The 21,198-nt window shown below is 43.3% G+C and carries 18 protein-coding genes and 1 tRNA gene; 8 read left to right on the top strand and 11 right to left on the bottom strand.

Features of this window, described 5'->3' with window-relative positions:
* Positions 1-18: 18 nt before the first annotated feature.
* Positions 19-1,314 carry an ATP phosphoribosyltransferase regulatory subunit gene (locus AAEY80_RS11965; protein WP_025650589.1) on the bottom strand — a complete coding sequence of 432 codons (1,296 nt, stop codon included), beginning with the start codon at positions 1,312-1,314 and terminating at the stop codon, positions 19-21.
* 479 nt (positions 1,315-1,793) lie between these two features.
* On the opposite strand from AAEY80_RS11965, the gene AAEY80_RS11960 reads away from it, so the two are divergent.
* Both AAEY80_RS11960 and corA read left to right on the top strand, forming a co-directional pair.
* Positions 1,794-2,183, top strand: a complete 390-nt coding sequence (locus AAEY80_RS11960) for a DUF2237 family protein (protein ID WP_025650590.1) — start codon at positions 1,794-1,796, stop codon at positions 2,181-2,183.
* A 171-nt stretch (positions 2,184-2,354) separates the two neighbouring features.
* Positions 2,355-3,569, top strand: coding sequence for a magnesium/cobalt transporter CorA (gene corA, locus AAEY80_RS11955; protein ID WP_025650591.1), 1,215 nt, complete (start codon positions 2,355-2,357; stop codon positions 3,567-3,569).
* Positions 3,570-3,652: 83 nt separating this feature from the next.
* On the opposite strand, the gene AAEY80_RS11950 is transcribed toward corA, so the two are convergent.
* Together AAEY80_RS11950 and folD are read right to left on the bottom strand one after the other, a co-directional pair.
* On the bottom strand, positions 3,653-4,171 hold the full coding sequence (locus tag AAEY80_RS11950; protein WP_025650593.1) for a phosphate-starvation-inducible protein PsiE: 519 nt from the start codon (positions 4,169-4,171) through the stop codon (positions 3,653-3,655).
* 98 nt (positions 4,172-4,269) lie between these two features.
* A complete protein-coding gene (gene folD / locus AAEY80_RS11945; RefSeq protein WP_025650594.1) occupies positions 4,270-5,157 on the bottom strand; it encodes a bifunctional methylenetetrahydrofolate dehydrogenase/methenyltetrahydrofolate cyclohydrolase FolD in 888 nt (295 codons plus the stop codon).
* A gap of 467 nt (positions 5,158-5,624) precedes the next feature.
* Between folD and AAEY80_RS11940 the strand changes: the two genes are divergently transcribed.
* From AAEY80_RS11940 to AAEY80_RS11930, 3 genes are all read left to right on the top strand, one after another.
* Positions 5,625-6,236, top strand: coding sequence for a hypothetical protein (locus tag AAEY80_RS11940; RefSeq protein ID WP_025650595.1), 612 nt, complete (start codon positions 5,625-5,627; stop codon positions 6,234-6,236).
* Between the two features lie 67 nt (positions 6,237-6,303).
* Positions 6,304-7,854: a Dyp-type peroxidase gene (locus tag AAEY80_RS11935; protein WP_084212254.1), complete on the top strand. Its 1,551-nt coding sequence runs from the start codon at positions 6,304-6,306 to the stop codon at positions 7,852-7,854.
* A gap of 158 nt (positions 7,855-8,012) precedes the next feature.
* Positions 8,013-9,161, top strand: coding sequence for a catalase family protein (locus AAEY80_RS11930; RefSeq protein ID WP_025650597.1), 1,149 nt, complete (start codon positions 8,013-8,015; stop codon positions 9,159-9,161).
* A 255-nt stretch (positions 9,162-9,416) separates the two neighbouring features.
* On the opposite strand, the gene AAEY80_RS11925 is transcribed toward AAEY80_RS11930, so the two are convergent.
* The 8 genes from AAEY80_RS11925 to AAEY80_RS11890 form a co-directional block, all read right to left on the bottom strand.
* Positions 9,417-10,565: a flavin monoamine oxidase family protein gene (locus AAEY80_RS11925; RefSeq protein WP_025650598.1), complete on the bottom strand. Its 1,149-nt coding sequence runs from the start codon at positions 10,563-10,565 to the stop codon at positions 9,417-9,419.
* Positions 10,566-10,591: 26 nt separating this feature from the next.
* Positions 10,592-11,014 carry a tetratricopeptide repeat protein gene (locus AAEY80_RS11920; RefSeq protein WP_173238980.1) on the bottom strand — a complete coding sequence of 141 codons (423 nt, stop codon included), beginning with the start codon at positions 11,012-11,014 and terminating at the stop codon, positions 10,592-10,594.
* A gap of 312 nt (positions 11,015-11,326) precedes the next feature.
* Complete coding sequence (locus tag AAEY80_RS11915) at positions 11,327-11,815, bottom strand: M48 metallopeptidase family protein (RefSeq protein WP_025650600.1); 489 nt, start codon at positions 11,813-11,815, stop codon at positions 11,327-11,329.
* Between the two features lie 189 nt (positions 11,816-12,004).
* Complete coding sequence (gene betT / locus AAEY80_RS11910) at positions 12,005-14,050, bottom strand: choline BCCT transporter BetT (protein ID WP_201576653.1); 2,046 nt, start codon at positions 14,048-14,050, stop codon at positions 12,005-12,007.
* Positions 14,051-14,309: 259 nt separating this feature from the next.
* Positions 14,310-16,007 carry a choline dehydrogenase gene (betA, locus tag AAEY80_RS11905; protein ID WP_201576651.1) on the bottom strand — a complete coding sequence of 566 codons (1,698 nt, stop codon included), beginning with the start codon at positions 16,005-16,007 and terminating at the stop codon, positions 14,310-14,312.
* A 54-nt stretch (positions 16,008-16,061) separates the two neighbouring features.
* Positions 16,062-17,594: a betaine-aldehyde dehydrogenase gene (gene betB / locus AAEY80_RS11900; protein ID WP_227687584.1), complete on the bottom strand. Its 1,533-nt coding sequence runs from the start codon at positions 17,592-17,594 to the stop codon at positions 16,062-16,064.
* A 141-nt stretch (positions 17,595-17,735) separates the two neighbouring features.
* Positions 17,736-18,308 (bottom strand): TetR/AcrR family transcriptional regulator, encoded by a 573-nt coding sequence (locus AAEY80_RS11895; RefSeq protein WP_025650604.1) that lies wholly within the window; start codon positions 18,306-18,308, stop codon positions 17,736-17,738.
* A gap of 31 nt (positions 18,309-18,339) precedes the next feature.
* On the bottom strand, positions 18,340-18,684 hold the full coding sequence (locus AAEY80_RS11890; protein WP_201576642.1) for a DMT family transporter: 345 nt from the start codon (positions 18,682-18,684) through the stop codon (positions 18,340-18,342).
* 540 nt (positions 18,685-19,224) lie between these two features.
* Here AAEY80_RS11890 and AAEY80_RS11885 point away from each other — a divergent pair.
* The 3 genes from AAEY80_RS11885 to AAEY80_RS11875 all read left to right on the top strand — a co-directional run bounded on the left by AAEY80_RS11885 (position 19,225) and on the right by AAEY80_RS11875 (position 21,061).
* Positions 19,225-19,300 (top strand) — tRNA-Asn (locus AAEY80_RS11885).
* A gap of 181 nt (positions 19,301-19,481) precedes the next feature.
* The gene (locus tag AAEY80_RS11880; protein WP_173238984.1) at positions 19,482-19,811 is read left to right on the top strand and encodes a CopG family transcriptional regulator; all 330 of its coding nucleotides are present in this window, start codon (positions 19,482-19,484) and stop codon (positions 19,809-19,811) included.
* A 518-nt stretch (positions 19,812-20,329) separates the two neighbouring features.
* Positions 20,330-21,061, top strand: coding sequence for a hypothetical protein (locus AAEY80_RS11875; protein ID WP_217271608.1), 732 nt, complete (start codon positions 20,330-20,332; stop codon positions 21,059-21,061).
* Positions 21,062-21,198: the final 137 nt, after the last annotated feature.

Genomic DNA, 21,198 nt, shown 5'->3' with positions numbered 1-21,198 from the left:
ACTTAAAATCTGCTACAGCTAAAGGGTTTTTAGTTGCCACTGATTATCAGCAAAATCCAAACGGTGCGTGACATCTGCGGGACTATCTTGCGCATCTAATGGCATGGTAACGCGGTAGCCTTGCTGACGTAAGCTTTCAACTTGTTGTAACAACGTCTGCTTTTGAGTCTTATCAGCATTGTGCAAGGCGGCATAATCCACCAATACAATACTTGGCGCATCAAGCTGCGTATGGGCAAGCAAACGACTGACATCCATACTAAAACCGGTCGCTTCACGTGGCTGCTGGCTATAACTTTGCATACCATCAAAACGCCCACCGCGTACTAGCGGCTGGGTCTCACTATTGATATAGCCGTTAAAGACAATACCCGTATGATAATGATAGCCTGACAGTTCTGTCACATCGATACTGACCGGACACTGCCACTGCTCTTGCAGATGGGCAGTTAGGCGCTGTAACTCGTCAACAGCAGTAGCAATCTGTGTATCCTGCTGCGCCGTCGCTGACAATTTTGCCAATAAATGCGCCATATCATGACCAAAACGTGCCAATGCGTAAAAGTCATCGCCCATCGGTAACGCTTGGCAGACGCGCTTTAGCTCTGGCAAATTCTTATTGGCATACAAGTTCATCAATTGCTGAGTATCATGCTCAGGCAATTCGGCCAATTCAGCCAAACGCTTGAATATCGCCACGTGACCCAAATCGATGTGTAGCGCGGCACTCATATTGAGACTATTGAGCATCGTAAACAACACATCTATAAGCTCAATATCTGCCGCAAGCGAGGCGCAACCAAATATCTCAGCACCTAATTGCAACGGTGTGCGCGAACCAAAAAGCCCTGATGGCAAGGTATGAATCACATCCCCTGCATAGCAGTAACGCGCGATACCTGTGCCGCCGTGATGCGCATCAATACGCAAAATCTGCGGAGTAATATCCGCGCGCACACCCATTAGGCGACCGGTCAGCTGATCGATGATTTTAAAGGTTTGACGCTTTAGATCTTCTGAGGCATCACTGAGCAGCGACTCAGTAAACTCAATCATCGGTGGATTGACCAACTGATAGCCATGCGTAATCAGTTGCTGTGTAAGCTTGTGCCTGAGCACTTCTTGTTTTTGGGCGTCTTCGAACAATACATCGACCACCCCATCAGGCAGCAACCAGCTGTTGGCAACGTCGCTGGCGAAATTGCTCAAATAAGGTAAACGGTTGGGTGCGGCGTTGTGATCAGCGGACTGAGTCGCTGCTTTGTTGGCAATATTTGACTGGACAGGTTTTGCAGAATCAGAACTGACAGACACAATAAATCCTTGTTTGGCGTATCGCTTACCAAAAACGCGGTACTGATGCGGTACTTAAAGGTTATCTTTACAATTGCATTGACGCTGGGCGTTTTTATTTTTAACGCGCAACATCGTTGACCCAATTATTTATAAACAAACTAGGTAACCGCAAAAGGGTGAGTAATAAGTATAAGTTCGGAAGATAAGACGAGTATCTTTATGCGCTAATAAACGACGATAAATAATCAAGGCACTTTATGCTTTAGTTTAGCATAGCAGTTAAGGTTCGCCTAGTGACAATTCGCCACAATCACCATCTAATTTCGGGACATCGCTGCTACAAAGACAACGATTATATTCACCTTAGATACATCGCTGTGCGCCTAAGAATGTTAACATTATCCCTGTATAATAAAGACAGTCATGAGCATGGCGAGAACCACGCCTTCGACCCAGACTCATGGTACACTATCCTATATTTTTATCTCGGAAGCCTTATGTCATCTGATTATCATCCAAACCCAGCCATCAACCAAAGCAACGTTTTAGGCACTGCTCTTGCCAGTTGTTGCTTTGATCCTATCACCGGTTTTTATCGCAATGGCTTTTGTCATACTGGCAATCACGATGTCGGTCAACATACCGTTTGCGCCAAGATGACCAGTGAGTTTTTAAACTTCTCCGCCAGTCGTGGCAACGATCTCATTACCCCGCTACCTGAGTATAACTTTGCAGGTCTACAGCCTGGTGATTACTGGTGTATCTGCGCCTTACGCTGGGTCGAAGCGCTAGACTTCGATATTGCACCACCAATAAAACTCGAAGCGTGTCACGAAAGCTTATTGAGCTTAGTCGATATCGACACCCTAAAAAGCTATGCGCTTTAACGGATACGATTAATGGTTAGTGGTTAGTACTTAACAATGACTACTGTTTAATAATGGTTAGTTTTTAATAAATGACGGCCGTTAATAAATGGTAGCCGTTAATAATGACAACGGTTAAACGGATAAAAAGGTTTGCTTGGCGCGGGCTTTTATTTTATTAAAGGAGGGTGTATGGACAATGATGATGACCAATTGATCAAAAAAACGGCGCGTATTACACCTGAGTCTAACGTCAGTCGTATTTATGCCGATATGCACGACGAGCATCTTTATTTAGACAATTATGACAGCTATATCTACGGCGATACTGACGCCACTGCCGAAGATACGATTGAAACCATGACGGTCTATGATCCAGACTCTGAGCGTTATGAAGATATCGAATATAGCAGCACAGATGAAGTGGTCAGCTGTTACTCCTACTCGCGTAAAACTGGCGAAAAACTCGATCAAATAGCCTTAAATGACGTCAATCGCTGTTTGAGCAACAATGGTCAATTTGTCTGGCTCGGTCTGTATGATCCTAGCTTAGAAACCATGGTCAAAGTTCAAGACGCTTTTGGTTTACATGAGCTGGCGATTGAAGATGCTTTTGCCGATCATCAGCGCGCCAAAGTCGAAAACTACGACAACGATATGGTGTTTGTGGTGCTGCGTACGGCGAAACTTGAAGACAATGTCATTCGCTACGGTACGACAGCGATATTTATGGGCAAAAACTACCTGATTACCATTCGTAATGGCCCATCCAACTCTTACGCTCCTGTGCGTGAACATTGCCATCGTCGTCCTGAAAAGCTGCGTATGGGACCGATATTTGTCCTGCATGCTATTCTCGATTTTATCGTGGATAACTATATGCCGATTACCGATCGTTTGGGTCGCTACTTGCGTGAGCAGGAACGCTATGTATTTACCTACGAGTTCGATAAAAGCACCCTAAAAAACCTCTATGAGCTCAAATCGCAGCTGGTACACATGCGTGCCATTATTTTACCAGTGCAAGACATCTGTAGCTTCTTTATCAATCACAAAAAGAGCGAGTTAATCTCAGGGTTCTCGCAAGCAGCCAAGCCTTACTTTCGCGACGTCAATGACCATCTATTGCACTCTTTAGATGCCATCAATGGTCTCAATGAAATGCTCAGCGTCGTGATGAATACCTATATGGCAATGGTCAATATGGGACAGAACGAAGTCGTGCGTAAGCTTGCAGCGTGGGCTGGTATCTTGGCAGTACCGACAGCCATCGCTGGTATCTACGGAATGAACTTCGACTTTATGCCTGAGCTGCATTGGAAGTATTCTTACTTTGTCATTATGGCAGTAATCATCACTCTATGTAGTTACTTGTATTACAACTTTAAGAGATTAAAATGGTTGTAATATAAAATAAAAAGTATAAAAAAGGGCTGCCATTGGCAACCCTTTTTTTATGCTCATTCTACGTCAATTAGGTGTAATGGACATTATTCACGGCGGTGCTTGGTATGACTATCGGGCGCTTGAGCATTATCAGGAAGAAGCGCCTTGATAGCCAAGTTGGCATACTTCCGATCGAGATTGTCTTCTGGACGACCAAACGTTTTTGCCGTCCACGTTAGCACCACAATAGAGGCGCTCAGTACCATAATAGCCACAGAAATCGTCGCCAGTAGCCACAGATGGAAGTAGTCTGATACGGCCTGCACATCGACTACCAAATGTCGTGACAAAGCCGTAATGGCGATAAATATCAAAAACTGTACCGGCAGACGATGGGTCTTAAAATAAATACCAATCATGGCCAACAGTTCAAGATAAATAAACAACATCAAGATATCTTTTAAGTCCGCTGAGCCTTTTTGGATAATGCCAATAAACTCTTTGCCCGCAGCCCAAACCACGACCACACTGATTAAAAATAAGATTATGTAATGAGAGATATCGACGAACTCTCTACCAATATTTTGCAATCGCTCATGAATACCCACGTTCTTTTTAGCCATGTTAGATCCTATCAACGGTAAAGGGGTTGATGTAGTCTGAGTCTGTATAGGCTCAGGCTTCTTATCTATCGGCAATCCGTGCTCTTATGATTAACTTATTAACTGATATCTAAACCGGCGGCTTTTTCAGCGGCATCAACAGTTTGGCGAATAAGGGTATTAATCGTCATTGGGCCCACGCCACCTGGTACAGGCGTATAAGCACTGGCGATGCTTTCCACACTCTGCATCTCGATATCACCGACGCCGCCATTATCCGTTGGATGGAAACCTGCATCGATGACCACCGCGCCCGCTTTAATCCACGCAGCTTGAATCAATTCAGGCACGCCCACTGCTCCAACCACGATATCAGCGCGCTGAATATGAGCGGCTAAATCCTGTGTTCTTGAATGACAAATAGTCACTGTACAGTTGGCATTCAATAGCATCATCGCCATTGGTTTACCCAAAATAGCACTACGCCCGACGACGACTGCTTCTTTACCTGCCAGCTCAATACCGTGATGCGCTAATAAATGCATGATGCCTTGCGGTGTACATGAGCCATAGGCCGACTGCTGCATGGCCATACGACCAAAGCCGAGACAAGTCACGCCATCGACGTCTTTTGCCAAGTCAATCTGCTCAAAGCAAGCGCGCTCATCGATATGCTCAGGAACTGGATGCTGTAGCAAGATACCGTGAACGTCAGGATTGTTATTAAGCTCATCTATCTTTGCCAAGAGCTGCTCTGTGGTCGTGATACTCGGCATCTCAACGCGGATAGAATCCATGCCGACGCGCTTACAGGCATTGCCCTTCATACGCACATAAGTCGCTGAGGCGGGATCATCACCGACCAATATCGTCGCTAAGCTTGGTGTACGTCCAGTTTTATCCTTGATAGCATCCACGCGCGTGCGCAGTTGCTGTTCTATTTGTTTGGCAAGTGCTTTGCCATCCAATACGGTGGCGGACGCTTGGGCAGTAGACGCAATAGACATAGGAACTCCAATAGAGGGTGCGATAAAAAAATAAAGACAGCGCCGCAATTACTTGCATGCCTGTCTTATCCTTAATCAAGGTATGGTTGATAGTCATATTGTACCTGCCTACGCTAAAAAATCCTAGCGCACAATAGAACTTAACGGCTCGCATTCGACTCAATAAAAAAGTTAAAAACGCTATTTTATTAAAAACTGTCATTTATTGAACCCTTACTCACTGAACAAAGAAAATGACAGTGACTCACTAGAAACGTCATATTTATTATTTTTCTAAATATATAAGCATTCACGTTAATGAATTTTATTTTTTTGTTGAGTTAGATTGCTGTGCTTTGAAACATTTTTTAAGTTTGCTATATTTATGATGAATTTATTTCTCAGGTAACTATCAGAATTAGTTAACTATTGAGGAATTAGCCATTAAACACAGGGCTATTAAAAATAATAATTAGGAGACAATCACGATGCACACCACAGAAAATAAAGAACGTATTATCGATAATTCTGAAGATTTAAAAACTAAAATTACCGAATCCATAGATGCTTTTAAGCTGCGTGCTGAGCTGTTAATGGCCAATATAAAAGAAGGCGGTGATGATAGCTACGATCACTCGACCAGCAATGCCGGAGAAAAAGGTCTTAAGTCAGGCAAAGTGTCTGAGCTTACCGTTATCGCCCCTTTAAAAGAAGGCGGAGCAGAGCGTTTAAAAGAAATCTTAAAAATTGCAGGTGGCAACCTCAAAGGCGCTACGCGAGTAGGTACGCTGCACGATCTGCGTTTTGCGTTTTTAGATAATGATACTCGAGTGCTATTTTGCACGGCTTATGATGGAAATTGGGATCCATACATTGATGATTTTGCGACCAAAATTCCTGAGTTGATGGACATCTTATTTGGTAGTGTCGAAGGCTGGCCTGGTATCAAAGACCCAAGCGTCAAACAGTTTATTTTAGACCATCAGATTACAGCGGCGGCTTGGTACGTTGGTGTCCCTCATCTCACTATTCAAGATATTCGCCGTCAAGACCGTATTGTCAAAGGTATCAATAAAGCTTTGGATGATGCGCAGTCTTAACCTTAAAAAACGTCTAATTTTCAATAACTTTGTATTGTAGAAGAATCCTTTAAAAGTAGGCTTACCTATGAGTAATATTAATAATAAAAAACCACTAACAGAGTTGACCAATAAGTTGCATGACTTAAAAGATGAGTTTGGCAATCGTATTGAAGACAGTAAATTCGATTCGTGGCTCCAAATTATTAAAGAAGACGTTGGCGATAATATTGAGATGTTTGCCCGTAAAGCGCGCGGCGTATTCAATCCCAATCTGGTCGATATGCAGCTAGAAGACATTCAATCTCTTATTTTGCGTGAGCGCCCTAGCCCTTATTTCGGTACAGTTATCGCCGTCAAAGTCAATAATGCCGCCGTTGGACGACAAATGCTTGCCCAAGTTTTGCCCGATGTGACGGGCAGCAAAGAGTGGCATAAAGACATGCAAGCGACACTGTCTATCGTTATGACTTATGAGGGGCTAGAAGCATTGGGTGTGCCGCAATCCTCCTTAGAGAGTTTTCCTGATTCCTTTAAAGCAGGTATGGCGAATCGTGCCGATAAGTTGCGCGATACCGATGGCAATGATCCTGAAAACTGGATGGCACCTTTTGGTGATAAAGGGGATATCCATGTTTGCGCTGCAATCATTGCCGATAGCAAAGAAAAATGGCAAGCAAAACTTGCTGAACTAAAAGAAAACATGCAAACGCATATCGACTATGAGCATCCTGCCAACGGTGATATCGAAATCCTCATGGAACACGATTTTGGTTCTGACAACAATGTCAAAAATGTCTTTGGCTATCGTGATGGTATCAGTAATCCAGAGATTAAAGGCAGTGGTATCCAAACGCCGCCGAGTAGCACGAACGAAGCCATCGCAGCGGGTGAGTTTGTCTTGGGTTATGAAGGAGAAGCTGGCACGATTCCACCGATGCCGCAGCCAGAGATCTTGGGCAAAAATGGCTCGTTTATGGTACTACGTGCTTATAATAGCCATGTTGCTGCCTTCAATAAATTCCGCAAAGATAACACCGATAGCGAGGAAGAAGCTGAGCTTTTAGGCGCAAAAATGTGGGGACGCTGGCGTTCTGGTGCGCCCCTCGACTTGTCCCCTGATCATGATGACGAAGCGTTGGGAGACGATGCAAGCCGTAACAATGATTTCGGCTATAAAGACGATCCCTACGGTAAAAAATGTCCCTTCGGTGCCCATGCACGGCGCATGAACCCAAGAGACAGTAAGGACTTTATTTTATCTGATGTACGAATTCATAGAATTGTCAGACGTAGCGTCGGCTTTGGCGAAGTATTACCGCCTGATGTGACCGAAGACGATGGCAAAGAGCGCGGTTTATTTTTTATTGGTATCAATGCTCATGCGATGGAAACAGTCGAATTCTTACAATCACAGTGGATTAACGACGGCAACTTTATGAGCCTAGGAGAAGAAAAAGATCCAATGATAGGTTTGCATCATAGTAATAAAAACAGCGATGCGAATACTTTTACTGTGCCTGATGATCCTATTCGCAAACGCTATCATGGTATCGAAACTTTTAATACCTTGTACGGCGGTGAGTATTTATTTATACCAAGCTTATCAGCACTAAAATGGATCAGCCAGCTGTCGTAATAGGATAATAATCCTACAGGTTTCGTACATTCTATTACTTATTTATATCTTACAATTGTTCGCTCTTTAAATAAAAGCTATAAACTTTTTATCAATCTATCTCTCGGTGCTGTTCAACCATTTCAACACCCCCACTATTATAATAAATAGGAAAAACCATGTTAAAGAAATTATTTAAAGCCAAATTTACGCCTTACGATGCTAAGTATATTCAGCTAACAGCAAAAGATGAGCAGAACATTCGTGTGATTACCGATGATATCAAGAAATACATCGCTAGGAGCGACGATGCCAGTAATATTGGTTACCATACCCGCGATGCCCATGCCAAAGGCTATTGCGCACTCAAAGCTAAGTTTGAGATTTTGGATAATATCCCAAAAGAATATGCCCAAGGTCTGTATGCCACATCAGGCATTCATGATGCCGTGATTCGTTTTTCTAATGGCGCCTCACGCGTTTCACCTGACCGTAAATTAGGGTTAGCACAAGGACTGGCTATCAAAGTTTTTGATGTACCGGGCGAGAAGCTAGCACCAGGTGAAGAAGATAGTACGACTTTTGATTTTAACTTGATCAATCATCCGGTGTTCTTCTGTAATAGAATCGAAGATTATGCCTATATCTCTAAGCTTTTTTTAGAGCTACCGGAGTATGCTGAAAAAGGCGCGAGAGGCAAAGCAAAACTGGCTTTTAACTGGCTAACCAATTACGGCTCAAGACTACCAAGCAAAGAATCATTTAAAACGTTTAAAGCGCTCGGCGGTTTTACGACGATTGAGTCTAAAAACACCTTACTTTACGATTTTCACTCGCAAGGAGTAGTACGTCATGGTGATTACATGGCCAAAATCAGAGTTACGCCAACAGCAGCATCTACTAAGAAGATAACTCGCCGTGATTTAGATGTTAACGCAAGCCAAGAAGCGATTCGTCCATTGATCATCGAAGAGATACGTGAGCATGATTATCAGTTTGACGTCCAGATTCAGCTTTGCCGTAACCTGAAAAAGCAACCCATTGAAGAGATTACGACTGAATGGAAAGAGTCTGACGCGCCCTTTGTGACGGTCGCAACATTGACGATTCCGTGTCAAGATGTGCCAGATGATGGCAATTTTGAGATTATGGAGAACTTGTCCTTTACACCGTTTCGCTGCTTAGCAGAAAACCGGCCTATTGGTAATCTACAACAGTCGCGCCTAAAAGCTTATCAGATCGCGTCGGAGACTCGTCATAAACTTAATGATGTCAAACGCCAAGAGCCTAAGAGCTTAAAGCAGACTTTTGATAAATCGTTCTTTTAAGTTTTAGATGTAGATTTAGAGGATGCTGAACATACTATTGTCCGTACGACCTCATCAAATAATTAACCAAAAAATCGGTCTTTTATAGGCCGATTTCTTAATAAGGTTGGGTTATTTTTTTAGTGTCTAGGGTCTGTTGAACATTCAAATGTGGCAGTGGCGGTGGCTATTTTTTAGACAATACGCAGTGAAATTTTTGACGCCTAGTCGTTCTAGGTTAGACAATTTCGCCATGTATTGGCAAATAATTGCAGACTACAATATAACATCAAGCAAAGTTTGTACCGCCCTATTTGCTGCGTCGATAGCACCAGCGATATAACCAGGAAATGCTTCTGACCATTCACTTGCGCTGCCCGTTATACCATCTTGCCATATGCCTGTTTTTGGCTTGGCAGTAGGTGCTACGGCATGCTGATCTGTGCCACTGGCATCAGCAGGTATTGCAGTCAATGGGTCTTGCGCCCAATCTTTTAGATATTCAGCCGTTGGTGTCTCTGCCTGCACCCCAAATAGACGTACCAGCTGCGCTCGGCAATGGGCTTTCAGCTCTGTTTCAGAGACGCTTTGGCGAACATGAGCAGGAACCCCAAAGAAGCCAAATAATGCCCCATCGCCCTCTAGCAAGGACGCATCATGAATCTCAGTAAGCGGTCCTACTGCACTGCGCGCTGAACCCGATAGTCCTTGATTCCGCCAAAATGGTGAATCATAAACCGCCACATATTTGGCATGTGGCGCCATCCACGTCGCAGTCTCTTGCCATTCATTTGCTACATCTAGCGGTAAAGCAGGTTCAAATATGATATTACTGACCGCCAAGCGAGGCGGTAGCGCAAGCAACACATGCTGCGCTCGATAAGTAGTTATTTGACCATTTGTCATGTGTTCAGAGCTGCATTCGCTCTCTATTTTGATATAGTGATCAGTCTTGGTTAAGCGCCTTACTATCTGTCGCGTTACGATACGCTTGGCATCTAAGCGCGCGTATAAAGCATCAGTTAGAGCCGTCATTCCACCCACGAGGCGCATAGATGGTGGCGAACTCTGATAGCTTTGAGTACGGCTAGGTAACTCATTGGCAGCACGCTCAACCATCATGTCGCCTTCTTCGAACTGAGCGAAACGTGTCAAATCTAATGCCTCAATCAAATCACTTAATTGCGGCTGATACTCTGGCCAAAACCACGAGGGCCCTAAGTCGAAGCCATCGTTTGATTTTTCATTATCCACACTTTGACTACTAGCATTCTGATCTACTGATGATTTCGCAATAGCGATGCGCCCGCCCACTCTATCACGTGCCTCAAGCAATATATAATCGATGCCTCGTTGCTCTAATAAAAATGCCGCATATAGACCACTTAAGCCACCGCCAACAATCACAATAGGTAGGTTTTGCATAACAAATCATTCCTGCTCAATAAAGATTATTCAGCCAATAACTTGGTCAGCAGCTCGTCTATCTCAACCTTAAACTCTTTATCTTCAATCTTATTGGCAGTGATTTTGGCATTTTGCAGACTTTGAATAGCCGCTTCTTTGTTACCTGTCTCAAGCTGTAGCACCGCCATAGAAAAAGCAATCGACGACAGATGATCTTTCGAATTGATCGCCGTGGCTTTGGTTAGTGCTTTGTCATAAAGGACCAGTGCTTCGTCCAAATCTTCTGTAAAGTCAGCAAGCGTTTCCCACTGCTCTGGATGATCTTTGTCTGTGTTTTCGTTATCAGTACAGATGGCTTTTAGCTCAGCATAAAACGCATCAAACGCTGCTTGATTGCCTATACGGTCGGCCTCCAATAACTCTTCAGCTAACTTATAAATAGATTTATATATTTTGGTATTAATCATTGCTTACAACCTTTTATTAACTTGGGGTATAGATTATTTGGTTAGGATTATAACGTAATTCTAGGGCGTGTCCTCATTTTAAAAATGGTGATAAAAATGAGATAAATTGCAGTCAAACAAGGAAAATAGCGCAGATAATATCGGGATATTAACCAGCTATTTAACGATGTTTGGCAAAATTTAGCCATTTTTAGCCCGTTTAGATATGATCAATTGAATTGAGGACACGCCCTAGCGGCTCAGATGATTGCCACAGAAAAGGACACGATATTTATATGGCTGTTATTAAGATTACTATGAACGTTATTAGGGCTACAACTCTCGCCAGTGCAACCAAAGCCGCGTATCTAGCTCAAACTGGTGATATTCAGGCTCCATATGGCAGCATAATTGATAAAACGCTTTGTTATGCTCATGCTCTTTAAAATGTGCCAACTCATGCACAACAATCATGCGCAAAAACTCAGGCGGCGCTTCTTGAAATAAGCTCGCCACGGTGATGCTATTATGCGATTTCAGCTTACTGCCCTGTACGCGAGACTGAGTGGTATGAATACCCAGCGCATGTTTTAAGACTTTTAATTTACTGCTATAACTGACATTCGATAACGGGCCAACTTTGCGCATATATTGGTTTTTTATCTCATTGATATACTGATAAAGTGCTTTATCGCTTTGTACTTGGTGCTGAATAGGATACTTTTTTGCTAGATAAGCGCCCAGTTTACCTTCACTAATGAGTAACGCGGCTTGGGTTTGAATTTGCTCAGAATAATGAGCGATGTACTTTAATGTGGTCACAAATTTATCCTTTGCTGGTACTTCAAATTTTGTCTGTCTAGATTTTACCCTATATCTACTATCTGCCTATCATTGGTTCATAAATAAACCCCATAAGTTGAATCCAACTTATGGGGTTATCTCTTACAATACTTTTATTTAGAACCTACCACGTATAGATAGTTTTATACGCGATTGCCAATGAATCCATTAACGCTCTAAATGTAGATACTGCAAATGACGCTCGTACTGATTTAAGATATCGACCAATACTTGCTCTTTAGAGTAGCCCACCAAGTCATACTCTTGCGAGCCTTCGCTTAAGAACACTTCGGCACGATAATAGTACTCTGCATTCTTAGTTGAGGTGCTCAATGTAAAGTTAGGACGCTCAGCTTTGATCAAATTAACTTCATAAATAAAGTCATCTTCATCGCCATGTCCAACACGCAATTTGAGACCATCTATTTGACCGCTACTCTCGTCCATACCCTCATCTATATCTTGCCCGATATGTTCAGGGTTACGGATATCCAAAGACGTCTTTAGACCACCTGCGGCAAATTCTTTTTCAACTTCCGTCATGGCAGGTCTGACCACATTTTGTAAAAACCGTTCAACTTGTGCATGTTTAGGGAAGCTGACAATACGTTGCAAGCGAGCTTTCCAGCTCTTACCGCTATCGAGCACGTTAGCCGTACCAATCGTACTGGCTTTGCGCTTATTGCCCTCTTCTTTTAATGATCTCCACATCGCCACCATATAAAGGACTAAAATAAGCGAGAATGGCAAACCGGCAATCACAGATACTGACTGTAATGAGGCAAAACCACCAGCAAACAATAAGCCTAAGGTAATAAGACCGGTCGCTGCTGCCCAAAATAAGCGTAACCAAACTGGTGCGTCGGTATCATTGGTCATGCCTCTTGAGCTTAGGTTTGCCAATACTAAAGCGCCTGAGTCAGCTGAAGTCACAAAGAATACTAACCCAATCACAACACCGGCAAATGATAGCACTTCGCTGTAAGGAAAGTACTCAAACAAGGCAAACATACCCATCGCTGCATCATTAACAGCGATTTCGCCAAGCTCGGTTGCACCATTGGCGACCAAATCTATCGCTGAATTACCAAAGATAGAGAACCATGCAAAAATGAAACCAAGTGGGATAAACATCACGCCAAACACAAACTCACGCAAGGTACGACCACGGCTAATACGCGCGATAAACAAACCTACAAATGGCGCCCAAGCGACCCACCATGCCCAGAAAAATATCGTCCAGCCTGATTTCCAATCGGCACCAGCAGTACCGTCATAGGCATACACATCAAAGGTTTTGAAAACGATGGTTTGGAAGTATTGACCAATATTTTGGGTAAAGGTATTCAGCAAATATACCGTGTGACCCATCACCAATATCGCGATTAATAGCAATATCGACGATAGCATATTAAATTCGGATAAACGGCGGACGCCTCTTTCCACACCAGTCATCGCAGAGATCGCTGCGGCAGCGACCACACCTATGATGATAAAGGTTTGAACCATTTTGCTGGATTCAATCCCAAACACATGAGTCAAACCCGCATTGGCTTGCAATACACCAATACCCAAACTGGTCGCGATACCCATCAAGGTACAAACCACACCAAAGGTATCGATACCATCACCAAGCCAGCCTTTAATTAAGCGCTCGCCAAAGATAGGCGTCAGTGGTGAACGCAAAGCTAATGGCATGTTTTTGCGATAAGCAAAGTACGCCAATGCCATCCCGATTAGCGCATAAATGCCCCAGCCATGTAGACCCCAATGTAAAAAGGTCTGCGCAAGTGCTTCACGCATGGCCGCCTCACTGGCAGGCTCGAGCCCCGTATGCGGCGTTAGATAATGCATCAACGGCTCAGACGCACCAAAGAACAATAAATCAATGCCGATACCAGCAGAGAACAGCATCGCCGCCCACGCTAGAAAGGGAAACTGAGCTTTTTCATGATCTTGACCAAGCTTGATATCACCATACTTGGAGAAGCCAACGAATAACGCAAATATACTATAAGCGGCAACTACCAACATGTAATACCAGCCAAAACTCTCTGATACCCATGCCATACTTGAGCTTAATAATGCCTCACTATAATCTGGAAATGCAATTGTCCAGATGATTAATAAAATAGAAATAATAGCTGAACCTAAAAAAACCGTCTTATTTAGAGTCAGGGGTTTCGTCGCATCTTTTGATGGCGAGCTGTACATAAAAGACCTCAATAGGTAAATTAAACAGGGTCTGATATTGCTTTGTCCGTCATAACCTTATGACTGATAACCGCATGACATATAAATAACCGCATGACGCACAAAGCAGTACCAATAAATAAAATTTGCTACCTTTAAACTGTTAGAAAAATAGCAAAGCAAACGATAAACAGAGGCAGCTATAAAGGCTTCATCTGCTTAACATTAGCGCGGATAAAAAAGACCTTTATGTAAAAAGGCCTTCTTATTAATATTTAATTTAAACAGAACCATAAGCACGCATCGGCTCAGCTCTCAATGGTGCACCATTGGCCGTATAATAGTCCGCTGTTGAGCGTGGCAGCTGTACACCGCGCATCTTATCAACGATTTTTTCTGCCAACATAATAGTCGTCGCGTTAAGATTACCACTAATTATATTTGGCATGATAGACGCATCAACGACTCGCAAGCCACTAATACCGTGCACTAGCCCTTCGCCATTGACGACCGAATCATTACCTTCGCCCATTGGACAAGTACAAGAAGGATGATAAGCCGTCTCACTATGGTTACGGACATATTCATCTAACTGCGCATCGGTCACTAGATCATCGGTCGGCGCAATAGCACGTCCACGATAAGGGTCAAGCGCTGGCTGATGCATAATCTCACGAGTGATGCGCATGGCAGCACGGAACTCTTGCCAGTCTTGGTCATGAGACATATAGTTAAATAAGATACTTGGATGCGCGCTTGGGTCTTTTGAGATCAGCTTGACACGACCACGACTTGGCGAGCGCAATGAACCGACATGCGCTTGGAAGCTATGTGATTTGACCGCGCTACGACCATCATAACGCACTGCTAACGGCAAGAAATGATACTGAATATTAGGATGCGTAAATTTCTCATCGGTACGGATAAAGCCGCCACCTTCAAACTGATTTGAAGCACCAAGCCCTGTGCCATTAAATAGCCATTCCGCACCAATCGCTGGCTTGTTCCACCATTTATTGGCAGGTGCAATTGAGACCGGTAGCTTACATTCATACTGCATATACAGCTCTAAATGGTCTTGTAGATTATTACCGACACCCGGCAAATCTAAAATCTCAGTCACGTCCAAATCTTTAAGCCATTGACCAGGACCAATGCCAGAGCGCTGCAACAGTTGCGGTGTGGCAATCGCGCCCGATGAAACAATCACTTCACGAGATGCGTAAAAGTTTTTAGTTTGACCTTGATGTTCTACTTTGACACCGACAGCACGCTTGCCATCGAACAAAATCACATCAGTCAATGCACCAGTCAAAATCGTGATATTGCTACGCGGCTTGGCACGGTCAAGATAACCGCGAGCCGTTGATGCGCGGCGACCATTGGGCGTCACAAAGCGATCCATTGGCCCAAAGCCTTCTTGCTGATAGCCATTTAGGTCATCAGTGCTTGGATAGCCAGCTTGCACGCCCGCTTCAATCATCGCTTCAAACAGCGGATTGACTCCTGGCTTTGAAGTAGTCATCTCAACTGGACCACCCACGCCATGATAATCATTCTCGCCAGCATCGCAGTTTTCTAGCTTTTTAAAGTAAGGCAGACAGTCTGAATAGGTCCAATCTTCTAAGCCTTTAATTTTCGCCCAATCGTCAAAATCGAGCGCATTGCCACGGATATAGCACATACCATTAATCAACGATGAGCCACCAAGCCCTTTACCGCGACCGCAGTCCATCACGCGATTATTCATATTCGGCTCGGGATCGGTTTTGTAGCCCCAGTTATAAGTGGTGCCTTGCAACGGCATGGCGAGCGCCGCTGGCATCTGCGTGCGAAAGTCTAAGCGATGGTCTGGACGACCCGCTTCTAACAGCAACACCTTAATGTTGGCATCTTCGGTCAAACGCGTAGCCAGCACATTTCCTGCTGAGCCTGCGCCAACAATGATGTAGTCATACTCAGGTGTGGTTGTTGTCATAAAATGCTCCATAATATAGTCTGTTTAAAATAAGAATTAATAAAATACAATTTATTAAAATACAGACTCAAACGCGCCCAACTCTACTTGAATAGATTTGGTCTGTGTATAGTGCTCAAGGGCTTCAATGCCATTCTCACGGCCAATACCCGAATGCTTATAACCGCCAACTGGCATTTGTGCAGGTGATTCACCCCAAGTATTTAACCAGCAAATACCGGCTTCAATCTGACCGATCACTCGATGTGCGCGAGTCAAATCAGCGGTTACCACCCCTGCTGCCAAGCCGTACTCGGTATCATTGGCACGGCGAATGACTTCTTCTTCGGTCTCATAAGTCAATATCGACATCACTGGGCCAAAGATTTCCTCACGTACAATAGTCATATCATCGCTGCAATCGGTAAACACCGTCGGGGCGACAAACGCGCCATTGGCAAGTTCGCCTGACGTGATACGTTCGCCGCCAGTCAATAGACGCGCGCCACCCTTTTTACCTTGCTCGATATAGCCAAGCACTCTGTCCATGTGCGTAAAGCTGACCATTGGACCCATATTGATGTTCTCATCCATTGGATCGCCCAATTTGATACGATTGGCGCGCGTTAAAATAGCCTCTTCAAATTTGGCTTGTAGCGCTTTAGGAATAAATACACGCGTGCCATTGGTACAGACCTGACCACTGCTATAGAAGTTCGCCATCATCGCAATGTCAGCAGCGGTATCGATATCGGCATCTTCAAATATGATTAATGGCGACTTACCACCAAGCTCTAAGGTCACGTCTTTAAGAGACGATGATGCTGCACTCGACATGACTTTTTTACCAGTCGGCACACCGCCAGTAAACGATACTTTGGCAATATCAGGATGCTGGGTTAATGCTTCGCCAACTTCGTAATTACCCTGCACGACGTTAAAGACGCCATCTGGCAAACCCGCTTCGGTAAATATTTCTGCCAGTTTTAAGGCGGTTAATGGCGTGACTTCTGATGGTTTAAAAATCATCGCATTACCTGCGGCCAACGCAGGACCCGCCTTCCACATAGCGATTTGGATAGGATAGTTCCATGCGCCAATTCCGGCTACCACGCCGAGTGGTTCCTGACGGGTATAGACAAAGCTGCTATCACGCAGCGGAATCTGACGACCTTCAATCATTGGCGCAAGCCCTGCATAGTACTCAACGACATCAGCACCAGTGACGATATCGACATACTTGGTCTCAGAGTAAGCTTTACCCGTGTCTTTGGTCTCAAGTAACGCCAGCACATCGTTGCGTTCGCGTAGTATGGCTACTGCATTTAACAAAATACGACTACGCTCAACTGCCGTCATCGCTGCCCAAACTTTTTGACCTTTTTGCGCCGCTTTTACCGCTTCGTCTATCTGCTCATCGGTCGTTTGCTGAATAGTGGCGAGCACTTCACCCGTCGCTGGATTAATATCTTCAAAAGTAGTCAGCGTTTCATCGACAGCCAGATAGCGACCGTTAATATAAGCGGTTTGTACTTGTTCTAAATCGATAATGTCTGTTAAGTTACTTAGATTTGGGTTCGGATTTGGGTTTGTCTTTGAATCTGTCATGAGTTCTCCTGTCGACGACTGGCAACAGCTTTATAAAAAGCGCTTATACCAAATAATTTCGTCATTGTTTAAGTTTTAAAAAATAAAATTTACGTGGTTCTTTCTTAAGGTTTTTTTAATGAGTTATTTGAGAGCTATGTTTTAATCATTCTCAGGTTGCGTCATCTTTATCAAACGCGCGCGTAATGATTTTTTGTCCGATATATTAATTCCTGAAAAATCAGAAAGCCAAATACCATCAGCGACCAAACGCACCATACATAGCGTTTCAGTATTATCGGTTGCTTTATGCTTTTCCAATTGCTCATTCGACCACGCAGCCCACAACTCACGCAGCTCGCTATCACCCAGCATCAATACATACAAAGTGGCTTGATTATCAAACTCTTCCTGCCCTTTTTCGCCCAAGCTAATCGTGGCATCGATATAAGCGCGGGTGAAAGAACCATAACGCACAGGGTCTTGCGCCATAGCTTGATTGACTTCTGCCTCAAACTTCGCCATCGCATCATGAAACACTTCAAGAATGAGCGCATTCTTAGTAGCAAAGTGATGCATCACGCCACCTTTGGTCACCCCGACTGCATCAGCAACGGCTTGAAAGGTCACTTTAGACAGCCCCTGCTCTAACGTGATTCGTGCCGCTTGATCTAGCAGTGCACGGCGCACCATTTCTGGCTGTTTTTTACGTTTATAAGGGTTTTCTGTTTCCATCTTTATTTCCATGTTTGTTTTCACCTACCTGTCAGTGCGCCACAGAGTTAGACAGTAAGTTCATTACAATGACACCGCCGACAATCATCGCAATGCCTACCACCGCTGCGGTATCGAGATTTTGCTTAAAAAACAGCAAGCCCACGAGCGAGGTCAAAACAATGCCCAATCCGCCCCACAGCGCATAAGCGATACCAAGCGGAATGGTTTTGAGAGTTTGGGTCAACAAGTAAAACGAGATAGCATAAAGCACGCCCATAATCAGGGTCGGCACCAAACGCGTAAACTGCTCTGACTTTACTAAAAATGTCGTGCCAATCACTTCACAAATGATAGCAATGGCTAGGTAGCCGTAAGCAATAGTGGTAGGACTCATAGTTAAGATACCTGCTTCAAATCATGCATATCTTCTCGATTAAGCATAAGTTAGTCTGCATAAATAGTTTGAGTATGCATTAAAGAAACCATACGGTCGGTATTGTATAGAAATAATTTAGCAATGTGAAGGGCTGGTTTATGCTATTTTGTTTCATTGCATACAAACGATTGTCTTATTATTCAAAATACTAAGTCGAAAATCTACACGATTTATCTGATTAAATTGCAATTATGATTTTATAATCATTCTGCATAGATAAGGATTTCAGCTATTTTTAGCTCATTTAGCATGACTATTGAGTGAATTGAAGACACGCCCTAGCCAATAAATAAAAATTGTAAAGGTCAAAATGTGCCAAAGCAGTTCGTTTTATCAGGGATTACCGGTTATTTTTGACAGATTACGACAATATTTATAATTAATGGCGTAATAAGGTTGACAGCCTATAACTACTTGGCTAAAATGTGCTCCTCTTAACGCAAACAAGCAATGCTTTTTAGCATCATGTTTGTTGAACTTGTCGTTATGACCGCTTATTCTCCAATAGCTCAGTTGGTAGAGCAACGGACTGTTAATCCGTGTGTCCCTGGTTCGAGCCCAGGTTGGAGAGCCATATACTAAAAACCTTCATCATTATTTGATGAAGGTTTTTTTATGTTGCCCGTTTTATGGTAATAATATTAGCACTGCCGTGGTGTTCTTTTAGGCGTTTTTGTTGTATGGTAAGGATAGTTTGATTGAGTCAGTTTTCGTCTGAGTGCTTTACTCCTACTCACTAAAAGTAATGGTTTATTATGATACCTGTACGTATAAAAAATAAGTTTTCTGATCATCCGCAAAAAATCATGCGTCCGGTCAGTATTCGCTTGTCTGAAGAAATGATTGAGCTGTTAGAAGCGACCTCATCGGAGTTGGGATTTAAACGTATCCAAGGACTGATTCGTCTATATATTCGTCAAGGTCTAGACCGTGACCATCAAGATTATACCTTAGCGCATGACGAAGTATTTATCGAGACCTTGCGTAAGCGCGGTGTCAGTCAACGCATCATCGATGAAGCCATTGTGGTAACCCATAATAACAATATCACTCACCCACTCTCTAAGCTACAGAACAACGATTAATCTATATTGTTATCGTCAATTCTTTTAGTCCGTTACTACTAACCATATTGAAGAATTTTATATAGAAAAAGGCTAAGTTTGCTTAATAGCGTTTAGCCTTTTTTATGGCGTTCAATACTTACATCCTTACTTACTTTTTATTTTTGTAAACCTTCTTTTTATAAAATCCTTTTTTATAAAAGCGCTTTCTATTCGCTTCATTATCATGCGCCTTATACTCCTCTGTTAAAAAAATTAGGTCGTATTCTCATTTTAAAATGATGAGAAAAATGAGATAAATCGCAGTCAAACAAGGAAAATAGCGCAGATACTATTGAGATATTGACCAGTTATTTGACACATTTTGGGGAAATTTAATCATTTTTAGACCATTCAGCCAATTTCGTTCAGATTGAGTACACACTTTAACCTTGCAAAATTTAACACAGTATTTAGCTATAATTAAATACGAGAAGTCGAAAAAACGGTATATTAACGCTACTATCAAAAATTAATAAAGGTTTATCAGGAGGTAAGTGATGATTGGTTTACGACAGTATCTGAACAGAACTTTATTGGTCACGCTTACTTTAGCGCTGCTTTCGCTATCTGGTTGCTCACAGCCGCAAACTGACCCCACTAAGCAGACCATACCGACCAACTCTGACCAATGGCAGCAGAAGCTGGGTAAAACCTTTGCACAGCTTCCTGAGAGCGACAGGCAAGTTCTTAGCCGCTATATGCTACGGATGAAGCTCAGTGGTGCATACGAGTCTGGTGCGATGCCGCGTATCACCATCAAGCAAGCCTTGGTACAACAGCGCGAATACGAGCGCCTACACCCTAACAATCCAACGGGTAAAAAAAGCCCAATTGTGACCAGTCAAAAAGCGGAAAGTGCGAATATCCAAAATTATCCAATCGCCCTACTACCCGTCAAGACCAGTGATAGCGATAGCTTAAACCAAGTAAAACTACAGTTTATGCTGTCGAACCATGGCACTGTGCCTATTAAAAGCTTTCAAGGGACGCTGATGATGCAAGACGCCAAACTGACTCAAGGTAAGAAGTTCAATGTACCGCTGACGAAGTTTGCGCCGTCTATTGAGCCCGAGCAGTCCGGCAAGATTATTATCGAAAGTAGTATTGAGGACATCAACGTCATGCGGGCGATTAGAAATGCACAAGACGTGACCATAAATATTAATGAGGGTACGCTGATATTGGCAGATGGACAGCAAGTTGAGTTTGATGAGTTGCTAGCAAAATAAGCGATTGATTGTTAAGTTTATAAAAGTCGTTGTGTTAATGGCATAAAAAAAGCCCCTATCAGGGAGTTTCCTAAAAACTGTGTAACTGCTTATAATCCCATAACAGGAGAATAAGCAATGACCAAGCAAACTGACAT

The organism is Psychrobacter sp. 78a-MNA-CIBAN-0178 (genome assembly GCF_040309625.1).
Taxonomy (GTDB): Bacteria; Pseudomonadota; Gammaproteobacteria; order Pseudomonadales; family Moraxellaceae; genus Psychrobacter; species Psychrobacter okhotskensis.
The sequence above is the reverse complement of the archived record's forward strand: the minus strand, read 5'-3'. Positions and strand labels throughout refer to the sequence as shown.

What these genes read in the sequence shown, in the direction of transcription:
- betT (WP_201576653.1), bottom strand. Translation starts at nt 14,050, where the DNA reads ATGTACAGCTCGCCATCAAAAGATGCGACGAAACCCCTGACTCTAAAT.
- AAEY80_RS11950 (WP_025650593.1), bottom strand. Translation starts at nt 4,171, where the DNA reads ATGGCTAAAAAGAACGTGGGTATTCATGAGCGATTGCAAAATATTGGT.
- folD (WP_025650594.1), bottom strand. Translation starts at nt 5,157, where the DNA reads ATGTCTATTGCGTCTACTGCCCAAGCGTCCGCCACCGTATTGGATGGC.
- AAEY80_RS11925 (WP_025650598.1), bottom strand. Translation starts at nt 10,565, where the DNA reads ATGCAAAACCTACCTATTGTGATTGTTGGCGGTGGCTTAAGTGGTCTA.
- AAEY80_RS11920 (WP_173238980.1), bottom strand. Translation starts at nt 11,014, where the DNA reads ATGATTAATACCAAAATATATAAATCTATTTATAAGTTAGCTGAAGAG.
- AAEY80_RS11930 (WP_025650597.1), top strand. Translation starts at nt 8,013, where the DNA reads ATGTTAAAGAAATTATTTAAAGCCAAATTTACGCCTTACGATGCTAAG.
- AAEY80_RS11895 (WP_025650604.1), bottom strand. Translation starts at nt 18,308, where the DNA reads ATGGAAACAGAAAACCCTTATAAACGTAAAAAACAGCCAGAAATGGTG.
- betA (WP_201576651.1), bottom strand. Translation starts at nt 16,007, where the DNA reads ATGACAACAACCACACCTGAGTATGACTACATCATTGTTGGCGCAGGC.
- AAEY80_RS11875 (WP_217271608.1), top strand. Translation starts at nt 20,330, where the DNA reads ATGATTGGTTTACGACAGTATCTGAACAGAACTTTATTGGTCACGCTT.
- AAEY80_RS11940 (WP_025650595.1), top strand. Translation starts at nt 5,625, where the DNA reads ATGCACACCACAGAAAATAAAGAACGTATTATCGATAATTCTGAAGAT.
- AAEY80_RS11890 (WP_201576642.1), bottom strand. Translation starts at nt 18,684, where the DNA reads ATGAGTCCTACCACTATTGCTTACGGCTACCTAGCCATTGCTATCATT.
- AAEY80_RS11935 (WP_084212254.1), top strand. Translation starts at nt 6,304, where the DNA reads ATGAGTAATATTAATAATAAAAAACCACTAACAGAGTTGACCAATAAG.
- AAEY80_RS11960 (WP_025650590.1), top strand. Translation starts at nt 1,794, where the DNA reads ATGTCATCTGATTATCATCCAAACCCAGCCATCAACCAAAGCAACGTT.
- betB (WP_227687584.1), bottom strand. Translation starts at nt 17,594, where the DNA reads ATGACAGATTCAAAGACAAACCCAAATCCGAACCCAAATCTAAGTAAC.
- corA (WP_025650591.1), top strand. Translation starts at nt 2,355, where the DNA reads ATGGACAATGATGATGACCAATTGATCAAAAAAACGGCGCGTATTACA.
- AAEY80_RS11880 (WP_173238984.1), top strand. Translation starts at nt 19,482, where the DNA reads ATGATACCTGTACGTATAAAAAATAAGTTTTCTGATCATCCGCAAAAA.